The following is a 21,559-nucleotide window of genomic DNA, read 5'->3' on the forward strand; positions in this document are numbered from 1 at the left end:
TTTTCCTGAGGTACGAAGGATCTAGAATAATGCTAGCGATTAGTTCCTTTGCTTCTCATCCGCTAAAGCTTCTGCGAACGCGGTTCACTCAGGATGAAAAGCATTGTGCATATAAAATCAGATTCGAATAAGTAAATGACGCACTAAATTGAATTATAAGGCATAACCTTCAACGCTAAGTCATGCTGTAAGTTCCGAAGTCTCGGAATTTTCAGAAACACAAATAATTGATTTGAAGTCTAACACCCAAACCCTTTTCCTTTCCTGAGGCACGAAGGATCTAAAAAACATATACAGATTAATCAAACGAGGAACTAACAACTACCCCTCAGAAGCTTCCTTCACCATATTCTTGCTGCCTATAAAAAACGGCACCCTTTGGTGAAGCGAAGTCGGTTGAATTTCCATAATTCGTTGTTTGCCATCGGTGGCTAAGCCTCCAGCTTGCTCAGCAATCATGGCTAAACAGTTGCACTCATACATCAAACGTAATTTACCGTTAGGTGCTTTGGCGGTAGATGGGTAAAAATAAATCCCGCCTTTCAATAAATTCCTGTGGAAGTCGGCCACTAAAGAACCGATATAACGTGCAGAGTAACCTCTGTCCTTACACTTATCAATGTAATCCGTAACTGACTGCGGAAAGCTTTTAGAACCACCTTCATTCACAGAGTAAATAGTGCCGTCCTCAGGCATTTTCATGTTTTGATGCGACAGTAAATATTCACCCAAAGAAGGTTCATAAGTAAAGCCGTTCACACCTTTACCTGTCGTATACACAAACATGGTAGACGAACCATACAAAATATATCCCGCAGCAATCTGAGCAGTGCCCGGCTGCAATACATCCTCCATTGTTACGGGGCTACCCACTGGTGAAACCCTTCTGTAAATCGAAAAGATAGTTCCTACCGAAACGTTTACATCAATGTTTGAAGAACCATCTAACGGATCCATAGCAATGATATATTTTGCGCTAGGCGTATTTAGGTCAATTATGTCTTCATTTTCCTCAGAAATGATGGCCGCTACTTCCCCACCCTTTTGCAAAGCACGTGTAAAACGAATATTTGCAGCCACATCTAAATTTTGCTGCGCTTCGCCTTGAACATTATCTGCACCATAAGCGCCAGTAATATCGGCCAAACCAGCACGGTTGATTTCTCGGTTCACCACCTTGCCCGCATAGGCTAAGTCCCTGATCAGTTGTGATAATTCACCCGAAGCAAAAGGAAATGACTCCTGATTCTTCATGATAAAACGATCGAGGTTGGTACCTACTGGAAGTGCGATTCGGGAATTTTCAGCTTTAGACATGTGCAACAATAATTTTAATCTCAGAAAACGTTGATAACTTGCAGCGCGAAATTAACAAAAATAACTCACGAGCATTGAAAGTATTTAAGTTTGGAGGCGCATCTGTTAAAGATGCCGATTCGGTAAAAAATATGACTTCTATAATTGAAGCCAATATTTCGGATCAATTAGTGGTCATTGTCTCTGCCATGGGCAAAATGACCAATGCCTTTGAGGCTGTTCTCCAAAAATTGATTGACGAAGAAGATCATACTGAAGCACTTCAGTACATCAAAGATTTCCACTTTGGGATTATCTCTGACCTTGGTTTGTCAGGGAACCAACAACTCCACCAAGAAATCAATACTGATTTTGAAACGATTGACAATGAGCTGGCTCGCTTTAGCTCTTCTATGGGCTATGATTTTATCTATGACCAAACCGTTTCTTTCGGTGAAATATTCTCTTCTCGAATAGTAGCTGCCTATTTAGGTACCCGCCAGATCAAAACCACATGGTTGGATGCGCGTAAAATGGTAAAAACCGATAACATTCACAGACAAGCCCTTGTAGATTGGGGTGCCACTCAGAACATTATTCGTTCGCAAGTGTCGCAACACACAGACAGTAGCGTAGTGCTTACTCAAGGTTTTATTGGTTCGAACGCCAAGTTCAATACCACCACTTTAGGGCGAGAAGGAAGTGATTTTAGTGCGGCAATTTTTGCTACTTCGCTAAATGCTGAGTCGGTTACTATATGGAAGGATGTACCGGGCGTACTCAATGCCGACCCAAAGAAATTTCCAGACACTGTATTGTTTGACCAGTTGCCTTACAAAGAGGCCGCTGAAATGACTTACTATGGTGCTTCTGTTATTCACCCGAAAACCATAAAGCCACTAGCACAAAAAGGGATTCCGCTGTACGTGAAGTCCTTCGAAAACCCCCACGCGAATGGAACACTCATTAACGAATGTGTTATCCCAAATTTGGCGCCAGCCATTATTCATAAAGGGAAACAGACGGTTATTTCGTTCAAAATCAGTGACTTCTCTTTCATCAACGAGCAGCACATTCATTTGATTTTTGAACACATCAACAGAAATCACCTGACGATTAATTTGATGCAAAATTCGGCCATCTCATTTACCATCTGCATTGACGACAACCCTATAAAAAGGGAGCAGCTTAGAATGGCCTTGAAAGATGATTTCTTGATCTATTATAATGAAGGCCTAGAAATGATTACGATCAAAAATTATAATCAAGCCACAATAGACTCCTTGATGTGGGGCAAACAAATCATTATTGAGCAAAGAAGTAGGAACAACTTCCAGATGGTTTATAAATTCTAAAGCTTTTGTCATTAGAGTCGCACCACCTCCACCCGCTAATTTGAAATTGTGTTTTCAGTATTAACATTCACCGATTGGTCTGTGGTATTGGCCGCTGCATTTGTTTTAGGACTCTCCAAATCGGGTATCAAAGGCATTAGTGTCATTATTGTTGCCCTATTGGTCTTTGTTTTTGATGCGAAAGCCTCCACAGGAATTTTAATTCCTATGCTTCTTGTAGGTGACATCTGTGCGGTGATCTATTACAATAGACACGTTCAATGGAAATACCTGATCAGGCTACTCCCGTTTATGATGCTTGGTGTGGTTCTCGGTACTTTTGTAGGCAAGGGAATGGACGAGGAGTCGTTCAGAAAAAGCATGGCCATTGTTATTTTTATTTCTGTGGTCGTCATGTTTTGGTGGGACAGGCGGAAATCCAAAGCTGTCCCCAAACACATTGGTTTTGCAGGGTTGATGGGCTTAACCGCGGGTTTTACTTCCATGGTGGGCAATTTAGCTGGTTCGTTCTCCAATATCTTCTTCTTGGCCATGCGCCTCCCCAAAGACGCCTTTATTGGCACTACCGCTTGGCTCTTTCTGATCATCAACCTTTTTAAAGTACCCTTTCATGTATTTAGTTGGGGCACCATTACTTGGGAAACCCTCAAAATAAATTTAGTGGCCATACCCGTCATTCTCTTAGGCCTTTTTATCGGAGTAAGACTACTCAAAAAAGTCAACGATAAGCTTTTTAGGCAATTCATTTTGGTGATGACCGCCATTGGTGCGATTCTCATCTACTTTACCTAAACCGATTTTAAATCCGGTCACTTTCAAGTCTAACCAAGCGTACTTTCTAAGATAGTGTTATATTAGGTTTCCTTAAACCATTGACTATCATGCGAAAACACCATTACTTACTGATCTGCCTTATTTTTTTAATGAGCAGTCCCGCGCTGTTTGCCCAGAAGATTGATAAAGAGTACAACAAGAAAATAAAGGAATACACTACTGATCCGCGCTTTTTACCGGCTTCGGTACTTAATCTAGTAGACGATCCTAATGTACCTTCCCCCAGAAAATATTTTGGACAAATTATAGGTGCACCGGGCGTAATGCACCGCACTTCCGAGATTTACGCTTACTACCAAGAATTGGCCAAAGCCTCTCCCTTCATTAAAGTGGAACAGATTGGCACTACGGAAGAAGGTCGCGCCATCAATTTAGTCGTGATTGGGAATGATGAATCCATGAATCGAATCGATCATTACAAACAGCAACTTGCCAAACTTTCTGACCCTAGAAAAATATCTAGCGCTGAAGCGGATAAAATCATCACCGACACTAAGCCCATCTTTTACCTCAACGGGGGATTGCATTCTACCGAAATGGGCTCTCCAGAAATGTTGATGGAACTGGCCTACCGCCTAATTACGGATCAATCCGAAGACATCAAGAACATTCGAGAAAATGTAATTGTGCTGATTAACCCTACTTCGGAACCCGATGGGCGAGACAAGCAAGTAGATTGGTATTACCGCTATACCAAATCCAGAACAGAATATGATGATGGTTTCCCGAGAAGCACGCCTTATTGGGGCAAATACGTTTTCCACGACAATAACAGAGATGGACTTCAGGTATCACAAGAACTTTCCAAAGCCATTTTCAAAGCCTATTTCGATTGGCACCCGACCGTCATGTTGGATTTACATGAATCTGTGCCCTTACTTTATATCTCCACGGGAACAGGCCCTTACAATGACAATATGGATCCTATTGCGATTGGAGAATGGCAGGTCATGGCCAATCATGACATTACCACCCTAGCCTCGCAAGGATTGCCGGGCACTTTTACTTGGGCCTTCTTTGACGGTTGGTGGCCGGGATATGCCATGTGGGTAGCGAACAACCACAACAGTATCGGACGTTTTTACGAGACTTTCGGGAATGCTGGAGCAAATACTTACCTCCGAGACTTATCTAGACAGAGCTACGCTGGCGACCCCGCCACAAGCCGCGAATGGTACCGCCCGGCCCCTCCTACCGAATTGATCAACTGGTCTTCAAGAAACAACACCAACTACATGCAGGCAGGTGTATTGGCTTCCCTTACCTATACTGCCGACAATCAGAAGCTATTGTTGCGCAACTTCTACCAAAAAGGAGTGAATAGCATTAAAAGAGGCGTAGAAGAAAACCCTAAAGCCTTCGTGATTCCTAAAGAACAAAGAGACCCAGCGATGGCGGCTTATTTGGTGAATCAATTACGGGTGCAGGGCATCGAAGTGCATAAAGCAAATTCAGGATCGAATGCAGGCGATTATGTGGTGTTTCTTGATCAGCCTTACAGAAACCTAGCGGTTACCTTGTTGGCGCAGCAGAACTATCCAAAAGATGCCAAGTTCCCTCCTTACGATGACATAGCTTGGAGCTTGGATTATATCTACGGGGTGGATGTGAAAAAAGAAGACACCGTTAAGTTCCAAAAGCGTAATATGAGCTTAGTAACTAGCGATGTGAAATACGTGGGCAATGTTGAAGGAAGCGGAAACAGTTATGTACTGAATTACAAAGCACAAAACACCGTTTTATCGGCCATGTACTGGATTAAATCTGAGAATAAAAAGGCGAAAATCAGTGTACTGGACGAACAACAAATAATCAATGGAGATACACTTCAGGTCGGTTCTGTTATTTTCAAAGACATCACCAAAGCACAAGCAGACCAAATGGGAAAAGATTTCGGCTTTGACCTAAAAGCGGCTTCTCCCAATGGAATACAGCATGAAGTAAGCCCACCAAAAGTAGCCATCTACCACAGCTGGTTCAGTACGCAAGATGAGGGTTGGTCCAGGTATACCTTCGAGCAACGAAAACTTCCTTATACTTCAATTGATAAAGACGACTTAAAGTCGGGTAAATTGAGAGAGAAGTTTGATGTGATTCTTGTACCTAGAATGCGTGGTTCAGTTAGTGATTTTATTTATGGTGTAGATTCTAAATTAGGCCCAATGCCTTTCACCAAAACGGCTGAGTTTCCTTCGCATGGAACACCAGACGCAACTACTGATATGACAGGTGGGCCTGGCATGGATGGCATGAATGAACTAAAGAAATTCGTAGATGCAGGTGGCGTACTGGTTACGCTCGATAACTCTACTACCATGGCTGCAGAAACGGGTATCGCCAGAGAGTTAAAGCCTTACAATGCCTCTGGCCTTTTCCACCCCGGTTCGGTCGTGACCACCAAAACAAGAAGAACGGATAGCCCTATCATGTACGGATACCCTGAAATCTCTCATATTTTTAGAGGCAATGGCCCATTGTATCAAGTGGATAAATACAACAGGGACATGATAGTGATGCAATACGGCACGAAGCCTCTAAAGGATGAAATTGATTACACAGGCCCAGTAATGGGAATGCCAGACAGAAAAGTGGAAGCACCAAAGAAAGACGACACCAAAGCCCCACCTTATGTGCTTTCAGGAATGGTGCGCAATGAGCAAACGATCATCGGTCATGGCGGCATCTTCAATGTACCGCAGGGTAACGGTCGTATTATCGCCTTTACTTTCGATCCGCTGCATCGCTATTTGAACCACCACGATGCGCCTTTGGTCTGGAACGTTTTGATCAATTGGAATCACTTAGGAAATTGACCCATTGGATGAAAAAACCCTCCAAAAGCTTTTTGTTTTTGGAGGGTTTTCTTTTGCCTATAAAGCTATATAGCTTAATTATCAGGCAGCAATTCCAACACCACTAAAACGGGCCTATGGTCGGAAGCTACACGCTCATCAATGACGCGTTTCTCTAAAACCCTCCACCGATTAGCAGGGCGAAAAAGTACATAATCAATCTTCTTGATGGGTTCGTCTGAAGGAAAGGTGAATACATTATCGGCAAATGAGCGCTCCCAATCCTTAAAAAGCAATTGCATGGCCCTGTTTTCAGGGGTTTCATTTAAGTCGCCCACCAATATGGTCGGCACATCATCTCTTTTCAATACCCTATTTACTTCTTCGGCTTGAATAAAGCGGTTATGGCCGTCCGCTTCATGATCTAAGTGAGTACCTACAAAACGAATGGTGTCGCCACTTTTGATCACCACATTCACCTCGGCTGCAGCCCTTGGTTCTTTTCCTTCGGTATAAGGCAAAGGGTGGTTTGTGGTGGTCAGGAAAGTGTATTTTGAAAGAATGCCTTCTCCATATTCTCCGTCATCATAATACATGGCCCGAGCAAAAAGTGGCGACAGACCTGTGCGGATGCCCAATTCGGTTACCAAATCGTATTTTTTAGAGCGGTTGGTTTTGTAATCCACTTCCTGAAGTGCCACCAAGTCTGGCTTTTCCTTACTAATCACCGAGGCGATTAGGTCTAAATCAAAGTCGCCTTTCAGCGTTTTTCCGTGCAGGATATTGTAAGTCAATACCCGTACAATTCTGGAAGAATCTGGGGTTTGGGCCGAAAGTTGACTCCCAAGCAGAAGGGTCACGAATAGAAAACTGAGGCTTCGAAAGTAGTTCATAATGAAATCTGGTTGATGAGTTCCTACGCTTAAAGGTATTCAGAAATGAATCCAAACACAGAAAATTATGAGCAAAAAAATCCACCAATTCAATTCACCTGAATTGAGCTTTAAAAATGGAAAAACCCTCCAAATGTTGATGCCCTTACACCATCAGGAGCAATAGATTCATCTGAAATTTATGTAAGAACTTTTGGAGGGTTCCTTAACGGAGCCTTTAAAAAACACGGCTGATGTTAAAGCCAAAGTGAATATCTCCTTTGAAGAAATTGCCATCCGTTTCGGTAATAAAACCGCGCTCAACCATCGATCTTGAATTGGTGAAGTTCAAATGGAAAACATGGCCTCCAGTTTCAATTTCAATCCCAACCCCTAATGAGTCTTTATAACTCGCATCTAATTCTTCGGTAAGCCGATAGTAATATTCAGCATTCAACGAAACTCGGGTATTCAATTTCATTCTTCCACCAATCCCCAAAGCAAGGATGTCATTTTCTTGATTCTCCAGCACCTTGTTCCGATGCACGTAAGTAGGAGCCAGTTGGAAGGAGAATTTATCGTTGAACTTACGGGCAATCAATACTTGATGCGTGTAAGAAACTTTCGAGTTGAAATCATCTTCTGTAAAATCAGGATCTTTTAATGTGCGAATGGCCATGCTACTGAAAGCAGTGAGTGAAACAGGCATATTTTTCTCTCCTGTGGACTGCTTTAAAAGGCTGTACTTTAGAAAACCATCATACACTTTTTCGAAGGAGTTTCGGCCAATGCCTGCGGTCAGGTTATCGGTAATTCCATATTCCAGCGAAAAGCGAACATTGGCACCATCCAAACCAAAAAACTCATCAATCCCCGAATTAATTCTTCCAAAACGATGAGAAATTACGAATTCTAATTCACCCATTTTTCTGGTAACGATGGTATGGCCACTGATCAAACGAGCGCCTTTAAAAATGGCCATGGTGGTATTCACCTCCTCGGTTTGTTCCGAATTCAGAATGTCCAAAAGGTCTTCTTGAGCCTTTAGATTAATTGAGGCCAAGGTGATGACAACAAGGAGTATATAGATTTTTCTCATGGGATTACTTGTATGGTTCGTATTCAAAATTGGCAGTTACTTCAACCTGTTCGGCAATATTCTTCACCACTACATTGGGGATCTTGATCTTGTAATCTTTCACTGCCACAAAGAATTTCAATTCGCCAGAAAGCTTCCCTCCTTTTACTGTTAAGCTAGATTTCGTTTCAATGTCCTTAGTCACGCCATGGATATTCAGCTGCCCTTTCACGTCCAATTCATAAACACCATCGGTCATAGACTTCAGTCCTTCAGGTACGGAAAAAGTGCCCTTAAATGTAGATTTTGGATATCTATCTGATTCTAAATAGTTTTCATTGAAATGCTCCTGCATCAGCTTCTTTTCAAACTCAAAAGCTTTGATCAGTAAATCAACAGCCACCTGTCCATTAGAAAGATCTACAATGCTGAGTACCTTATTATTATTGGCTTCAATGTCTTCTAAAGGCGCGGCAGAAAAGAATTTGATATGGCCTGTTCTTGTTAAATATCGGTCTTGGGCCTGAAGCGCAACAGCATTCAAAAGCAAGACGATGGTTAGGGTTAATTTTAAGGTTTTCATATGGGTCGACTATTTGGGTTCAATAATGATGGTGCGCTCTAACAAAACATCTAGCAACATTCCGATACATTCCCCACGCACAGTCAGGGTAGAATTGAGCTTGACATTATCTAAGGAATTATCTTCGTTGGATTCTAAAGTGCATTTCACCACCCCAAAACCTTCGGTTCTCAAGCTGATGCTGGGCTTACTTTCTTCATCTAGCGTGATGGACTCCACCACACCCTTGACCTCTACTATTTTGTTCTGATACTTCGTGTTTGCGGCCGTTTCGTCCGTTTCATATTCTGAATAAAAATCAACCGCAGTGAGGCTATGTTCAGCTTTGAGATTCTTCATTTTGGCTGGCCCTTGGGTCATGCTGGCGTATATAAAATAACCAGTGGCCAAGGTCACCACGATGGTTAGGGCTATGAGTGATCGTTTTTTCATGATTGTTTTCTTAGTTACTTGAAGCACCATCTGCTACCCAGCAGGCGATTTGACTGATTTGATCATTGGAAAGCGATTGTCCGCTCGACTGTGGAGGCATTGTTTTCGCTCCCGTTCTGGCCCGAATATTAGTAGCATTGCTGATGATATTACTGTCACTCGTGAAATTGGGCGACTGACTTCCATTGTGACAGCCAGAAACCGCGCAAGTGGTTTGCACGATGGATTTAATAATTCCAAAATCGACATCTGAAAGCACCTTGGTTTGTAGAATGACTTCACAGCCTCCAGCATCTTTTACCGTTACCTGATAGGTATTCGGAGCCAAATCAGCAAAAGTAGAAGCACTTTGAAAGGCACCACTGCCAATTTTATATTCATACGGCCCTACCCCGCCCACTGCGGAAACGGATATTGACCCATTATTCGAGCCACATTCACTGATATTGGCTTGGGTAGTGGCATTCACTCCATTTTGATTTTCAATGGTCACCGTAATTTCCGCTGAGCAATCTCCTTCAAAAACAGTAATAATATATGCACCGGCAGTTAAGCCACTGAAGGTCGGTGATGACTGAGGAGCGCCTCCGCTAATGGCATAGGTTAAATCGGTGGAAGTGCCTGAAGCCATTACCGTAATCGTTCCATCCGTAGCGCCACAGCTTGCATCGCTCTTGGTTTGAAGGGCTATGGTTAATGCGCCCGTGCAATTATCGGGCACAGGTTCTGTTTCGAAAGTACATTGCCACAAGACAAGGCAAATGAAAAATAAGGCAGAAATCAGTTTTAGTTTCTTCATGGTTGATTTTGAAATCCTAGGACTGTATAAAACAGTACAGCCTTTCTTTTGGAAAGGCTGCGTCTCAAAAACAAAATTCTTATGGTTTACTCGGCTGGCGGTTCGCTCGTAGCCAAGTAAACCTCCACATTACTGATGGTTGGGCTTCCCTTGGCATCGGTGAAAGTAATCTTCAATTGACTGGTGGTTACTTGCGGCAATCGAAGGATGCGTTTGTAGCCTATGGTGGTTTCATTGGCAATTTCCTTATAACCGTCCTCTTCTTTCACTTCCACTTTAAATGCTTTAATGCGTTGCCCCAGCGGAATGTATTCTTGAAGCACCAAGCGATTAAAAGTAGTTTCTTTACTAAAGTTGATCACTAGCTCGCTTTCAGTCACCTCATCTTCTGTCGCCCAATAGCTGTCGTTATACTCATCCAAAATATTGGAAGACAGATAGTCATATCCCCTAGTGTTCGAGGCCACTGCTTTTGCGCCTTTGGCCAAATTCACTGCAAAGCTTTCGTCTAAGGTCTTGCGCAGTTCCATCAAGGCCTTCACATCATTCTCATGTACCAAACCTCTCCGATCGACAGGTAAGTTGAGCAGCAAGTTGCCGTTTCTCCCAACGGATTTATAATAGATGTCCAGCAGTTCCGACAAGGATTTCACTTTATCATCTTGACTTTCATGGTAATACCAGCCCGGTCTGATGGACACATCACATTCGGCAGGCACCCAATGCGTTCCATCTTCATGGCCAGAAGTCAATTGTTGATAAGGACCAATCCCTGGAGCAAACTCATTGCGCCTTAGTGGTGCCCAGTTGGTAGCATCAGCAAAACCGTTTTCATTCCCTACCCAACGGACATCTGGACCGCCATCGCTAAAGACCACGATATCGGGCTGAAGTTCTTTGGCCAAAGCAAAAGTATTCTCCCAATCGTAATAGGTTTTTCGGTCTACATTTCGGGTTTCATTAGCGCCACCATAATAGCCGTCACCACCATTGGCTCCATCTACCCAAAGTTCAAACACCTCACCATAATTGGTCAACAATTCCCTCAACTGGTTACGGTAATAAGTAATGTATTCAGGATTTCCGTAGTCGGCATGGTTCCTGTCCCAAGGCGAAAGGTAAAGCCCCATTTTAAGACCATATTCTTTACATGCTGCCGCTAATTCTTTAATCACATCGCCTTCTCCGTTCTTCCAAGGGCTGTTTTTTACAGAATGTTCGGTATAAGCAGAAGGCCACAGCGAGAAGCCATCGTGGTGCTTTGCGGTCAGGATAATGCCTTTCATTCCAGCCTCTTTGGCTACTCTTGCCCATTGGCGGGTGTCCAATTCCGTAGGGTTGAAAAGACTTGGTGATTCTCCTCCAAGTCCCCATTCCATATCCGTAAAGGTGTTCATATTAAAGTGGACGAAAGCGTAATATTCTAACTCGTGCCAATTCAATTGTTGGGTAGTTGGCAACGGCCCAATGGGTGCTGGCGGTGGAACTTCTTTAACGCAAGAAAAGCAGAAAATTGACGTAAAAAATAGAAATTGAAGAGTACGAAGGTTCATAAAGCTTAAGATTGAATCCCAAGATAATCATCTTTAGCAAAATGTGAAGTTTCAAAACAAAACGTCAAACGGCCTCTTCCAAAACCTCCCAAGTATGGTCGGCTAAAAGTTTTACGCTGGAGATAAATTTTTTGAAGGGTTTAGACCTCCCCCATTCCTTTGGGCCAATTAGGGAAAGCAAATCTGTTCCGTCTTCTCGTTCGTAGAGGTGGTAGGTTTTTCCGATCAAAGGCTCAAAACTCATTTTAGCCATATAAATCCGTTCCGACACCTCTACCCTTTGCTGAATGGTCTTGACTTGTTCGGCCAACAGTCGCATTTGATCATAAATCTGTTTGACCTGCATTTCGGTTTGCTCATGCATGGCCGACACCGCCCTGCCCTTAATTCTGCCTTTGTCTTCTGGCTTAATCATGGCGCCACCTACCGTATGCGGAAAACTGATGAGCCCCGGGTTCTCGGTCGTCATCTCGCTCATTTTTTCTAAATCAATCTGATCTAGGTCTATCTTTTTGCCCGTTTTTGTCATGCTGAAAGATTAACTCAAGTTTAATAAAACTGTTTTACTTTTCTTTGAGGCTATCGATTTTAAGCGAATCTTGGGTATCGGGTTCCGAAGGCGCTATCGATTCCTTCAACAGTTTTTTAGAGCCCGGAAAACTCGTTCTGGTGGTAATATCATAGCCCACAAGAATGGTGGCCAGAATGAACAAAATGGCTACAATGACGAATATCTTTTTTTGACGCTTCATAAACGAATGTGACAATCTTTTGAAGAATGAAATCTGAAATCGACTTTAAACGCAACCCTCCAAAAGTTGATATTTCTACTTTAGAGGGTCTTTATCCGCAAGCGGAACTTTCGTTAAGAACTTTTGGAGGGTTAGTCCAAATGTTCCGCCCTGCGCAATTCAACTTAATGTCGCTTTATTAATCGAACTCAGTTCGTAAAGTTCATAAAATCGTTGCTTAATTTCGAACCAATGGAGAAAAAGCTGCCCAATTCTGATCGCAAAATCATTCATATCGATATGGATGCCTTTTTTGCTTCAGTAGAACAGCTGGATAACCCTGAATTTAGAGGCAAACCCGTGGCGGTTGGCGGAAGTAAAGAGCGGGGCGTTGTGGCTGCTGCCAGCTATGAGGCCCGTAAATACGGAGTGCGCTCGGCCATGCCTTCTAAAACGGCCTATCAAAAATGTCCGCATATCATTTTCACCCCGCCTCGGTTCGAAAGGTACAAGGAGGTTTCGGCTGTTATCCGCAGCATTTTTCTGGAATACACCGATTTGGTGGAACCGCTCTCTTTAGACGAAGCCTTTCTGGACGTAACCGAAAACAAAATGGGCATTGCTTCGGCCACCCTGATTGCCAAAGCCATTCGGAAACAGATTTTTGAGGAAACTGGCCTAACGGCCTCAGCAGGCATTTCCATCAATAAGTTTCTAGCTAAAATTGCCAGCGACTACCAAAAGCCCAACGGCATTACACTGATTGGCCCCGAAAAAGCCGTCTCTTTTTTAGAGCAATTGGAAGTAGATAAGTTCTTTGGAGTGGGGAAAGTAACCGCCAAGAAAATGCACAGCTTGGGCATCCACACAGGGCTCGACTTAAAGCAATGGACCAAGGAAGCCCTGAGGCTTAAATTTGGCAAAGCAGGCCCCTTCTATTACGACATTGTTCGGGGGGAAGACCAGCGCCCAGTGAACCCCAATAGAATCAGAAAATCGTTGGGGGCCGAAAACACTTTTGATCAAGACTTGGTAGAAATTGAAGACATGAAAATGGCCATGGACCCCATTCTTCAAACCGTTCATAAAAGACTAGAGAAAGCCGACAAATTTGGCAAGACGCTTACCCTTAAAATAAAATTCAAAGACTTTAGCCAGATTACCCGAAGCATTACCCAAACCGAGAACATTGTAAGTAGCGAAATACTTAAACAACTGACTTTCAATTTACTTGAGCAGGTGAACTGGGAAGATTTCCCGGAAGGCGTGCGCTTGTTGGGCGTTACCTGTTCCAATTTTGAGCAAGACGAAGCCGAAGAAAATATCAAAAAAACGGGATACCAATTGACAATTGACTTTTAGAATTGTTAAAATAGAATAAAATTTAATCGCTAAATCGAGTAAATTTGAGCATTATTGAAACTCAATATGGAAAAGTTAGTTATAGCAAGCCACGCAGAATTTGCAGAACACATTGGTAAGGAATTGGGTGTTTCAGAATACCTTAAAATCGACCAAGAGAGAATCAATGTTTTTGCCGATGCCACACTAGACCACCAATGGATTCATACCGACCCTGAAAGAGCCAAATCTGAAGGCGGTTTTGGAAACACCATTGCCCATGGTTATTTAACTTTATCTATTCTTCCGCATTTATGGGAGCAAATTGCCGATATCCGTAACATCAAAATGATGATTAACTACGGCATCGAAAGGCTTAAATTCAATCAGCCTGTAGTGGCAGATTCTGAAGTAAGATTAAGGGTGAAACTCACTTCTTTGGCCGATTTACGAGGCATTACCAAATGCCAGCTGAATGTAAAACTTGAAATCAAAGACAACCCTAAACCTGCCTTTACAGGTGAAATGATCTTCTTATACCATTTCGCATAAGCCTCATTTTAAAAGGGAATAAAATACGCAAAGCCTAACTCGAAAGAGTTGGGCTTTTTTGTTGACTTTTCCATGAGATCATCACCAACCATACAGCCCAATGGGAGCGTCATTCTGATGAACCTGAAGCATAGCGTAAGGTGAAGAAAGAATCTGTCAGTTCTTGACAGCCGAGGCCTTGAACAGACGGATTCTTTCTTCCTCGTACCTCGTCATCAGAATGACGGTTAGTTTTCCGCCCTTGTTGGTGTTCTTCACCAACAAGCCTCCTAACAACTTGTGTTTCGGGAAAGGATCCCTACAGGGATGACTGAGTAGCAGACGGATCCTGAGACAGGCTCAGGATGACGGTCTGTAAAAAGCCTAATCGGAGTGTCATGCCAAACTAGTTTCGGTATCCCTCAAATTAACGCTTTGCCTTACACAGACGCTCCGAAACTTCGGAGAAAATGACGGTGAATTTTAGCCCATGGTTTAATCCATGAACCCAGCATTTGGTTAACCATATTTCCATGAATTTCGTAAATTGAACCATGAGCAGAGAAGAAGTAAAAACAGCAATCAACCAATTGTTGGACAATACACCGGAAAAAGCACTCCAAGAAGTTTACGACTACCTAAAGTCTGTTCAAGGCAAGTCTGACAAATCTGTGAGCTTATCTCAAAACCTAAGAACCATCTTAACGGAAGACAAAGAGCTTCTTGAAAGACTAGCCCAATGATCTCGGAGCGCGAAGTTCTTGAAATACATTCCATTTTAATTGGACGGTTTGGGGGTTCTGAAGGAGTTCGAGACCAAGAACTGTTAGATTCCGCATTGAACCGTCCTTATCAAACTTTTGATGGACAAGAGCTTTATCCTAGTCCAGTCGATAAAGCAGCGGCAATTATTGAAAGCATAGTAAAGAATCATCCTTTTGTTGATGGGAATAAACGAACTGGTTATGTGCTTGCCAGGCTTCTGTTAATGAATGAACAGCGCGATATACATGCAAATCAAAAGGACAAATATCAATTTGTAATTTCAACTTCTACTGGAGAACTCAACTTCGATCAAATCAAAGAATGGCTTGACAAGAATTCTAAGTAGCCCTCATCATAGATTGTAATTCCGTACAAATCCCCCACCAACCGCCCCTTTACTTTGTCGAAGCTTCGCTAAGGCAAGAAGGGCGGACATCCGTGCGAGTTTCCGCCCTTGTTGGTGTTCTTCACCAACAAGCCACCAACCATTTGTATTGCTGAGAAAGCCCAACCGGAGCGTCATTCTGATGAACCTGAAGCACAGCGTAAGGTGAAGAAAGAATCCGTCAGTTGTTGACAGCCGAGGCCTTAAACGGACGGATTCTTTCTTCCTCGTGCCTCGTCATCAGAATGACGGCTAGTTTTGGCAATCTGTATTACTGAAAAAGCCCCCTTCGGGGTGACTGTTCTGAGCAGTGTGTAATAATGTTGTCTCTTTTGTAAAGCAGAGTTCGGTAGCAATCCCCCACCAACCGCCCCCCCTTGCTTTGCCGAAGCTTCGCGAAGGCAAGAAGGGCGGACATCCGTGCGAGTTTCCGCCCTTGTTGGTGTTCTTCACCAACAAGCCACCTAACAACTGTGTTTCGGGAAAGGATCCCTACAGGGATGACTGAGTAGCAGACGGATGCTGAGACAGGCTCAGGATGACGGTCTGAAAAAAGCCCAATCGGAGTGTCATGCCGCCCGCGAAGCTTCGGGGGTTTCGGTATCCCTCAAATTAACGCTTTGCGTTTCTCAGTGTACTTTGCTGTTAGATTACCTACTTCTTTGTTCTCACCAAAATCAATTCCTCTTGTGGGGCGATTAAGTACGCTGCACCATTGGCCGTAATTACTGCCATTTCTTCCACAGAGATAGTTTTTTCGGTTCCATCCTCGCGCTTCCAAGCGTGGAAACCATCGAAGGCAAAGGTCATCCCTTCTTTTAATAATTTGGTAGAAACAGTCCGTACTCGGGTTGACATACCACCGCCTAAGCTTGGCCCAACATCGTGCGCTACATAACCCACCGGATGCCCCGTACTCCATGGCACATTTTCAGATTTAGCTTCTTGCATTAACAGGCGTTGCGCTCTATCCACCTCTGCTCCTGTAGCTCCGGGTTTCATGGCATTAAATGCGGCTCTATTTCCTGCTTTGCTGCTGTTCCAGTAAAATTGAATTTCTTCTGGAGCCGTTTCTTCCCCGTCCTTCAATACATAAGCAAACCGCTGAATATCGCTTACCCAGCGGTTATAAACCTTGATGCCGAAATCTATTTGTATTACATCGCCAGGCATAATTACTTTGTCGGTAGCATGAGAATGCCCACGATCTGGCCCCGAATTTACATTTGGATTTTGGTCAGCAGCCCAACCATCCGTAACTCCATATTCAGCCATTTTTTGCTTTAAAAATCTGGCAATATCGGCATCGGTAGATTTTCCTGGAATGATTTGTTCGTAAGCCTCCACTTGCCATTCGGCTGTTAATTTTGCAGCCTTTTTAAGTACCTCTACCTCTTCAGGTAGTTTTATAGAAAGCCATTCATAGATTAAATCAGTAGACGAAACGAGTTTCTTACTTTCGGCTCCTAGTAAACCTTCTAAGCTCATGCGTTGCGTATAAGTTAGTCCATCGGCCATTGAGTTGCTGCTCGAAGAGTTAACTGCTACGCGGCTGAAATTTTTCTCTTTAATAAAATCGGCAGCCATGCCCATTGCCGAACTTCCAGATACTTTCACAACTTCATCATGTATGTCCATTTCATCCAAAGCAGTGGCTTCGCCTGAAGGAGAAAATACTTTGGAATGAAAACCATCGGCATCTCTATAAAATAAAAAGGCAGCGGTTCCACCTGCATTTTCACCGCCAACATGGTCAGCAATTGGGTCATTGTTGTTTTCTCTACACACCACCAACCAGCAATCTACATTGGCAGCTTCCATGGCTTGTGGCAGCAATTGATTGATCCGTTGTTTTCTGATTTCTGGCCAAGGACTTTCACCCCAATATGCCTCTGGATTAATGGCTGTGGTGTTTTCTTCTTTCGGTACGCAAGAGGATAATGTCACGAACGTAAGCATCAGAAGGAGTATCGGTGTTTTGGTAGAAATCATGGTAAAGCGGTTTATCATAATTCTAAAAATAATATAGATTTTCGGTTTTACCCTTTCCGACTGTAACGTTTTAGAAAAATGCACTCTCCGCCTACTACCCCCTTGTTTCCACCCTTAAGCCACCTAACAACTTGTGTTTCGGGAAAGATCTCCGAAGTCTCGGAGCAGGGTGACTTAGCATGAGCGCTTGGCACCTAGTTTTGCTGCAACACTGTCGCTGGCTTTATGATTGGTGATAATTATAACAAAGGCATTAACTTACTTACCGTTTGAAACGTAACTACTTTTTATGAAAACCATCCTTTTAGCCCTAAGTGTTTCGCTCCTATTTTGGTCATGTGACACTAAGCCAACCGTGGTTTATCCTACGGATGACAATGGACAAGTGGGCGAGCAAGCACTGATTGTAGACAGCACTTTAGTGCTTACAGGCGACCTCCCTGTCTATTTTGACAGCACCGATTACCTGCTCTTTCCCATTGGAGAAATTCGGGTTTCGAGTCGCGCGGGAAGCAAGCTTTATTTAGGGTCGGGAGGTTCAGGGGACTTCTCCTTTTCAAGTGGCTATTTAAGTGGAAGTTCCTATACCGGCAGCTTGAGTAAAATCATGATTCAGCATTTAGACTCTTCCAATTTCAGACCTATTACGGAGCAGCATCTTAAAATCAGAAGCTTCCAGTTTTTGGAATCCATCCGCAAGAAAACCGGTCAACAACTGGTGGTCATGACCGTCACCGACAGAGACACCAACAATGATGGCAAACTTACGAATGATGATATTGAGTCGCTTTACTTATCACATCTGAGTGGCCAGAATTTTAAGAAACTAACCTTCGAACTTCAAGAACTACTAGATTGGAAGATTTTGATCGTCAACAAACGTTTGTACTTCCGCACTTTAGAAGACATTGATAAGAATGGCGAATTCGACAAGAAAGATAAGATCCATCACTTCTTAATTGACCTCACTGACCCTGATTTTAAAGTGGTTGAGTATAATTCGTTGGGGTAACAGCCATTAGCCGCCATTGGCCCATTGGTCAGACCACTTGGAGTGGTCTGACCAATTAGCAAGCTACCCCTCCGCCCTTTTTGGTGTTCTTCAGGCTGACCGAGAATTTTTTTCCGCCCTTGTTGGTGTTCTTCACCAACAAGCCACCTAACAACTTGTGTTTCGGGAAAGGATCCCTACAGGGATGACTGAGTAGCAGACGGATCCTGAGCCAGGCTCAGGATGACGGTCTAAAAAAAGCCCAATCGGAGCGTCATTCTGATGAACCTGAAGCATAGCGTAAGGTGAAGAAAGAATCTGTCAGTTCTTGACAGCCGAGGCCTTGAACAGACAGATTCTTTCATTTTAGCCCGATTATCATCGGCCTAAAATTTCAGAATGACGGTTAGTTTTGGTTATCTGTGTTACTAAAAACACCTCCGTAACCCTTAAGTTAGGAGACCGTTACTAGGGTGGACATGAAAAAAACCATCATAGTAATCATCAGTCTATTCACCGTTCTTTATTTACAAGCGCAAAAGGCAGAAACAAATAACATCGTTGGGACGAATCATTTTATCGACTCTGAGATTTTAGAAGAAACAAAGCAAATCCAAGTCTACCTTCCTCCAGGCTATTCCGAAACAGACAAAGACTACCCCGTTCTCTATTTACTAGATGGTCAACAGCTTTTCACTTATGCCGTGAGCTTAAGTAACACTTTCAAGCAGTTCGATTTAACCCCTGATTTTATCATCGTGGGTATCAACACCCCCTACCGTCAGCGTTATGCCAATTATATCAATGGAACGGATAACTTCATTGGGTTTATGGGGAAAGAGCTAATCCCTTATGTTGAGAAAAGCTTTCGCGTAAATGATGAAAAACTCCTTTTTGGTTGGCAATATGCCGGAAGTCTTGGATTCGATATTATGCTCAACAAGACGATTCCATTTGATGCTTATTTTATCGCAAGCCCCTTCCCCATTAAAGATAAAGTCGCTGCCTTGGATAGCATCACAATTACAAACAAGGCCCTTTATTTCGCTGTGAGCCCAAATGAATACGAAGTAAATCATGGCACCAATAAATTGGACTCACTGCTTTCCATCAAAAAAATTAGTGGCTTAGACTGGTCATACTTTGAGCTTGTCAACGAAGAGCATCAGTCTACGGCCTACCCCACACTCTACCACAGCCTTAGGACGTACTTTAAGTATTACCCAGAATTTCAAGTAAACAACCTTCAAGCCTTTATAGGCAATGGGGGCTTAGAATATGCTTATGCACATACCAAGCAGCGGGCGCTTATTTATGGAGCGCCACCCGAACTGCCCACATGGTCTAAGTATACCATTATCCGCAGTGCTATTAGAGCGGAGGATTATCCCTATTTCGAAAGCTTTGCAAACACCTTTTTTTCGGATGAATTCATCAGGGATTTAGGGAATCGAGCATTGGACATTGTGAATTATTACGAAGCCCATGCAGCGTACAATAAGGCTATCGAAATATATAAGTCTCTGCTGATAGACTCCCCAGATTCGGAGTCACTTCTAACAAGAACAGGAAATGCTTATTTGGCTTTGGGCAACAAGGTTGAAGCGGATAAGTATTTCAAAAGGGCTAAAGAGGTTACGAAGTAGAGTGACTTATAGCAAGCAATGGTGCTCAGTTTTTATCATAATCGACCAGTGAAGCGTCTAAACTTATTACGCCCTTTCAGGGCTTAATTAACCTTATATTGAATCAGGAATGGGTTGCACCCATTCCTAGGATATTTCGCCCCGTTGGGGCTTTTGGCTTGCTATTATTTAGCTTATCCCTGTTTTATGAACTGAGGGACTTCACTTCAACCAGCCCTGAAAGGGCGTAATAACTAAACGAAGGGTGCAACCCTTCGTAAACCGACCCACACCTTTACAGAAGTCCTGTAAGGACGATACATAACTCAGCGTACTTTCACCAACAAGCCGCCAACGATTTGTGTTTCGGGAAAATTCCGAAGCCTCGGAACCTACAGGGATTACTGTCCTTAGCGGTGGGCAATAATCCATAAAGTCTTCTTACCTTTTCCACAGCCCTTTTTAAAATAAATCACAATTCTGCTGTCATATTTTTTCAATCCAGCCCACTAACCGAGTAGAGTGCTAAAAAAACACAAAATGCAGAGAAAGGTAAAACCCACTTTTGATCAAACCCTTGAGGACAACAAGGTCAGAATTTATAGAATTTGTAAGATCTATGCTGTTGCTCCGATTGAACCAGAAGACCTTTTTCAGGAAGTAACACTTCACATTTGGCGGGCTTTTCCAACGTTTGAGGGCAAATCTAATGTAAGCACATGGATCTATAGAATTGCCTTAAATGTCTGCATGAATGCGAAAAGCAAGCTGGAGAATGCTAACGAAAAAACGATCCGATTAGAGGCCATACAATTTGAACCCGTAGCTTCAATTCCAGATACTGAGCACCAAGAAAAATATAAAGCGCTGCATGACTGTATCCATGTACTGAATACTGTAGATCAGTCTATTGTGATTTTATCCTTGGATGAACTGTCGTATAAAGAAATAGCGAAGATCACTGGATTGACAGCAAATCACATTGCTGTCAAAATGAAAAGAATCAAAAAATACTACTCAACTGTATCACTACTAAATTAAAATAAGATGGCTAATAAAGAACAGAAATTCGAATGGGAGGAATTAAAAGACATCTGGGTGAACTCCGCTCAAACAAAGAAGATTAATATTCAAATGTCTAGCTTATTGGATGAGCTCAAAGGGAAAGTTAGTCAGTTCGAAAAAAATTCGATCAAATCTGATGTAGCGACACTAAAAACCCATTGGGTGCAATTTAAAGGCATGACAAGTCAGTTTGAAAAGGACTCGATCAATAAGGATATGGCTAGAATTACTACCCTACTTAGAAAGTTTCTCAACCTATTTAAAAGGAATAAGGAGTAGTTACTTTCCGTTGCGCGGGTTTCAGGGTTCTAATGTTTGTTCGGAGTAGCAGACGCTCCGAAGCTTCGGAGCTTTCTTCCTCGTGCCTCGTCTCCGAAACTTCGGAGAGGATGACTGTTTAAAAAAGCCCAATCGGAGCGTCATGCCGCCCGTGAAACTTCGGGGTACTCGCTATCCCTCAAATTAACGCTTTGCGTTTCGCTGCGTTCTCTGCGGTTAGTTTGGTAATTCAAGCTGGTTATCTGTGTTTCTGAAAAAGA

At 43.0% G+C, this 21,559-nt stretch carries 22 protein-coding genes; 12 read left to right on the plus strand and 10 right to left on the minus strand.

All coding sequences use genetic code 11. The features are described from left to right. Window positions 1-321 precede the first annotated feature (321 nt). Window positions 322-1,317 carry a class 1 fructose-bisphosphatase gene (fbp, locus tag AWN68_RS08670; RefSeq protein ID WP_068414138.1) on the minus strand — a complete coding sequence of 332 codons (996 nt, stop codon included), beginning with the start codon at window positions 1,315-1,317 and terminating at the stop codon, window positions 322-324. Between the two features lie 74 nt (window positions 1,318-1,391). Between fbp and AWN68_RS08675 the strand changes: the two genes are divergently transcribed. The 3 genes from AWN68_RS08675 to AWN68_RS08685 all read left to right on the plus strand — a co-directional run bounded on the left by AWN68_RS08675 (window position 1,392) and on the right by AWN68_RS08685 (window position 6,298). Then, complete coding sequence (locus tag AWN68_RS08675; RefSeq protein WP_068414252.1) at window positions 1,392-2,651, plus strand: aspartate kinase; 1,260 nt, start codon at window positions 1,392-1,394, stop codon at window positions 2,649-2,651. Window positions 2,652-2,699: 48 nt separating this feature from the next. After that, complete coding sequence (locus tag AWN68_RS08680) at window positions 2,700-3,443, plus strand: sulfite exporter TauE/SafE family protein (protein ID WP_068414141.1); 744 nt, start codon at window positions 2,700-2,702, stop codon at window positions 3,441-3,443. 89 nt (window positions 3,444-3,532) lie between these two features. Then, window positions 3,533-6,298, plus strand: coding sequence for a M14 family zinc carboxypeptidase (locus AWN68_RS08685; RefSeq protein ID WP_068414144.1), 2,766 nt, complete (start codon window positions 3,533-3,535; stop codon window positions 6,296-6,298). Window positions 6,299-6,372: 74 nt separating this feature from the next. On the opposite strand, the gene AWN68_RS08690 is transcribed toward AWN68_RS08685, so the two are convergent. The 8 genes from AWN68_RS08690 to AWN68_RS08725 form a co-directional block, all read right to left on the minus strand. After that, on the minus strand, window positions 6,373-7,170 hold the full coding sequence (locus tag AWN68_RS08690; protein ID WP_068414147.1) for an endonuclease/exonuclease/phosphatase family protein: 798 nt from the start codon (window positions 7,168-7,170) through the stop codon (window positions 6,373-6,375). Between the two features lie 217 nt (window positions 7,171-7,387). Next, window positions 7,388-8,248: a DUF5777 family beta-barrel protein gene (locus AWN68_RS08695; protein ID WP_068414150.1), complete on the minus strand. Its 861-nt coding sequence runs from the start codon at window positions 8,246-8,248 to the stop codon at window positions 7,388-7,390. Window positions 8,249-8,252: 4 nt separating this feature from the next. After that, window positions 8,253-8,810: a YceI family protein gene (locus AWN68_RS08700; RefSeq protein ID WP_068414152.1), complete on the minus strand. Its 558-nt coding sequence runs from the start codon at window positions 8,808-8,810 to the stop codon at window positions 8,253-8,255. 9 nt (window positions 8,811-8,819) lie between these two features. After that, window positions 8,820-9,242, minus strand: a complete 423-nt coding sequence (locus tag AWN68_RS08705) for an OB-fold protein (protein WP_157716140.1) — start codon at window positions 9,240-9,242, stop codon at window positions 8,820-8,822. A 10-nt stretch (window positions 9,243-9,252) separates the two neighbouring features. After that, window positions 9,253-10,041 carry a SprB repeat-containing protein gene (locus AWN68_RS08710; RefSeq protein ID WP_068414158.1) on the minus strand — a complete coding sequence of 263 codons (789 nt, stop codon included), beginning with the start codon at window positions 10,039-10,041 and terminating at the stop codon, window positions 9,253-9,255. Between the two features lie 86 nt (window positions 10,042-10,127). Beyond that, window positions 10,128-11,594, minus strand: coding sequence for an alpha-L-fucosidase (locus AWN68_RS08715; protein WP_084362809.1), 1,467 nt, complete (start codon window positions 11,592-11,594; stop codon window positions 10,128-10,130). Window positions 11,595-11,658: 64 nt separating this feature from the next. After that, window positions 11,659-12,123: a DUF2452 domain-containing protein gene (locus AWN68_RS08720; RefSeq protein ID WP_068414163.1), complete on the minus strand. Its 465-nt coding sequence runs from the start codon at window positions 12,121-12,123 to the stop codon at window positions 11,659-11,661. Between the two features lie 34 nt (window positions 12,124-12,157). Next, window positions 12,158-12,346, minus strand: coding sequence for a hypothetical protein (locus AWN68_RS08725; protein ID WP_068414169.1), 189 nt, complete (start codon window positions 12,344-12,346; stop codon window positions 12,158-12,160). A gap of 26 nt (window positions 12,347-12,372) precedes the next feature. Between AWN68_RS08725 and AWN68_RS18985 the strand changes: the two genes are divergently transcribed. From AWN68_RS18985 to AWN68_RS08745, 5 genes are all read left to right on the plus strand, one after another. Then, entirely contained in the window at window positions 12,373-12,528 is a 156-nt protein-coding gene (locus AWN68_RS18985; protein ID WP_157716141.1) for a hypothetical protein, read from the plus strand. A gap of 49 nt (window positions 12,529-12,577) precedes the next feature. Next, complete coding sequence (gene dinB / locus AWN68_RS08730; RefSeq protein WP_068414172.1) at window positions 12,578-13,687, plus strand: DNA polymerase IV; 1,110 nt, start codon at window positions 12,578-12,580, stop codon at window positions 13,685-13,687. Window positions 13,688-13,753: 66 nt separating this feature from the next. After that, entirely contained in the window at window positions 13,754-14,218 is a 465-nt protein-coding gene (locus AWN68_RS08735) for a MaoC family dehydratase (RefSeq protein WP_068414174.1), read from the plus strand. 533 nt (window positions 14,219-14,751) lie between these two features. Next, window positions 14,752-14,940, plus strand: coding sequence for a hypothetical protein (locus AWN68_RS08740; RefSeq protein ID WP_053224831.1), 189 nt, complete (start codon window positions 14,752-14,754; stop codon window positions 14,938-14,940). After that, on the plus strand, window positions 14,937-15,308 hold the full coding sequence (locus tag AWN68_RS08745) for a type II toxin-antitoxin system death-on-curing family toxin (protein WP_068414175.1): 372 nt from the start codon (window positions 14,937-14,939) through the stop codon (window positions 15,306-15,308). The genes AWN68_RS08740 and AWN68_RS08745 overlap by 4 nt, the downstream gene beginning before the upstream one ends. A gap of 693 nt (window positions 15,309-16,001) precedes the next feature. On the opposite strand, the gene AWN68_RS08750 is transcribed toward AWN68_RS08745, so the two are convergent. Beyond that, a complete protein-coding gene (locus AWN68_RS08750; protein ID WP_084362811.1) occupies window positions 16,002-17,339 on the minus strand; it encodes a M24 family metallopeptidase in 1,338 nt (445 codons plus the stop codon). A gap of 289 nt (window positions 17,340-17,628) precedes the next feature. Here AWN68_RS08750 and AWN68_RS08755 point away from each other — a divergent pair, with 289 nt between their 5' ends. The 4 genes from AWN68_RS08755 to AWN68_RS08770 all read left to right on the plus strand — a co-directional run bounded on the left by AWN68_RS08755 (window position 17,629) and on the right by AWN68_RS08770 (window position 21,299). Next, window positions 17,629-18,351 (plus strand): hypothetical protein, encoded by a 723-nt coding sequence (locus AWN68_RS08755; RefSeq protein ID WP_068414177.1) that lies wholly within the window; start codon window positions 17,629-17,631, stop codon window positions 18,349-18,351. A gap of 458 nt (window positions 18,352-18,809) precedes the next feature. After that, window positions 18,810-19,976, plus strand: coding sequence for an alpha/beta hydrolase-fold protein (locus AWN68_RS08760; RefSeq protein ID WP_068414179.1), 1,167 nt, complete (start codon window positions 18,810-18,812; stop codon window positions 19,974-19,976). A gap of 519 nt (window positions 19,977-20,495) precedes the next feature. Continuing rightward, a complete protein-coding gene (locus AWN68_RS08765; protein ID WP_245657990.1) occupies window positions 20,496-20,996 on the plus strand; it encodes a sigma-70 family RNA polymerase sigma factor in 501 nt (166 codons plus the stop codon). A 6-nt stretch (window positions 20,997-21,002) separates the two neighbouring features. Next, on the plus strand, window positions 21,003-21,299 hold the full coding sequence (locus AWN68_RS08770; protein WP_068414180.1) for a hypothetical protein: 297 nt from the start codon (window positions 21,003-21,005) through the stop codon (window positions 21,297-21,299). Window positions 21,300-21,559: the final 260 nt, after the last annotated feature.

Source organism: Roseivirga echinicomitans (genome assembly GCF_001592935.1).
Lineage (GTDB): Bacteria > Bacteroidota > Bacteroidia > Cytophagales > Cyclobacteriaceae > Roseivirga > Roseivirga echinicomitans.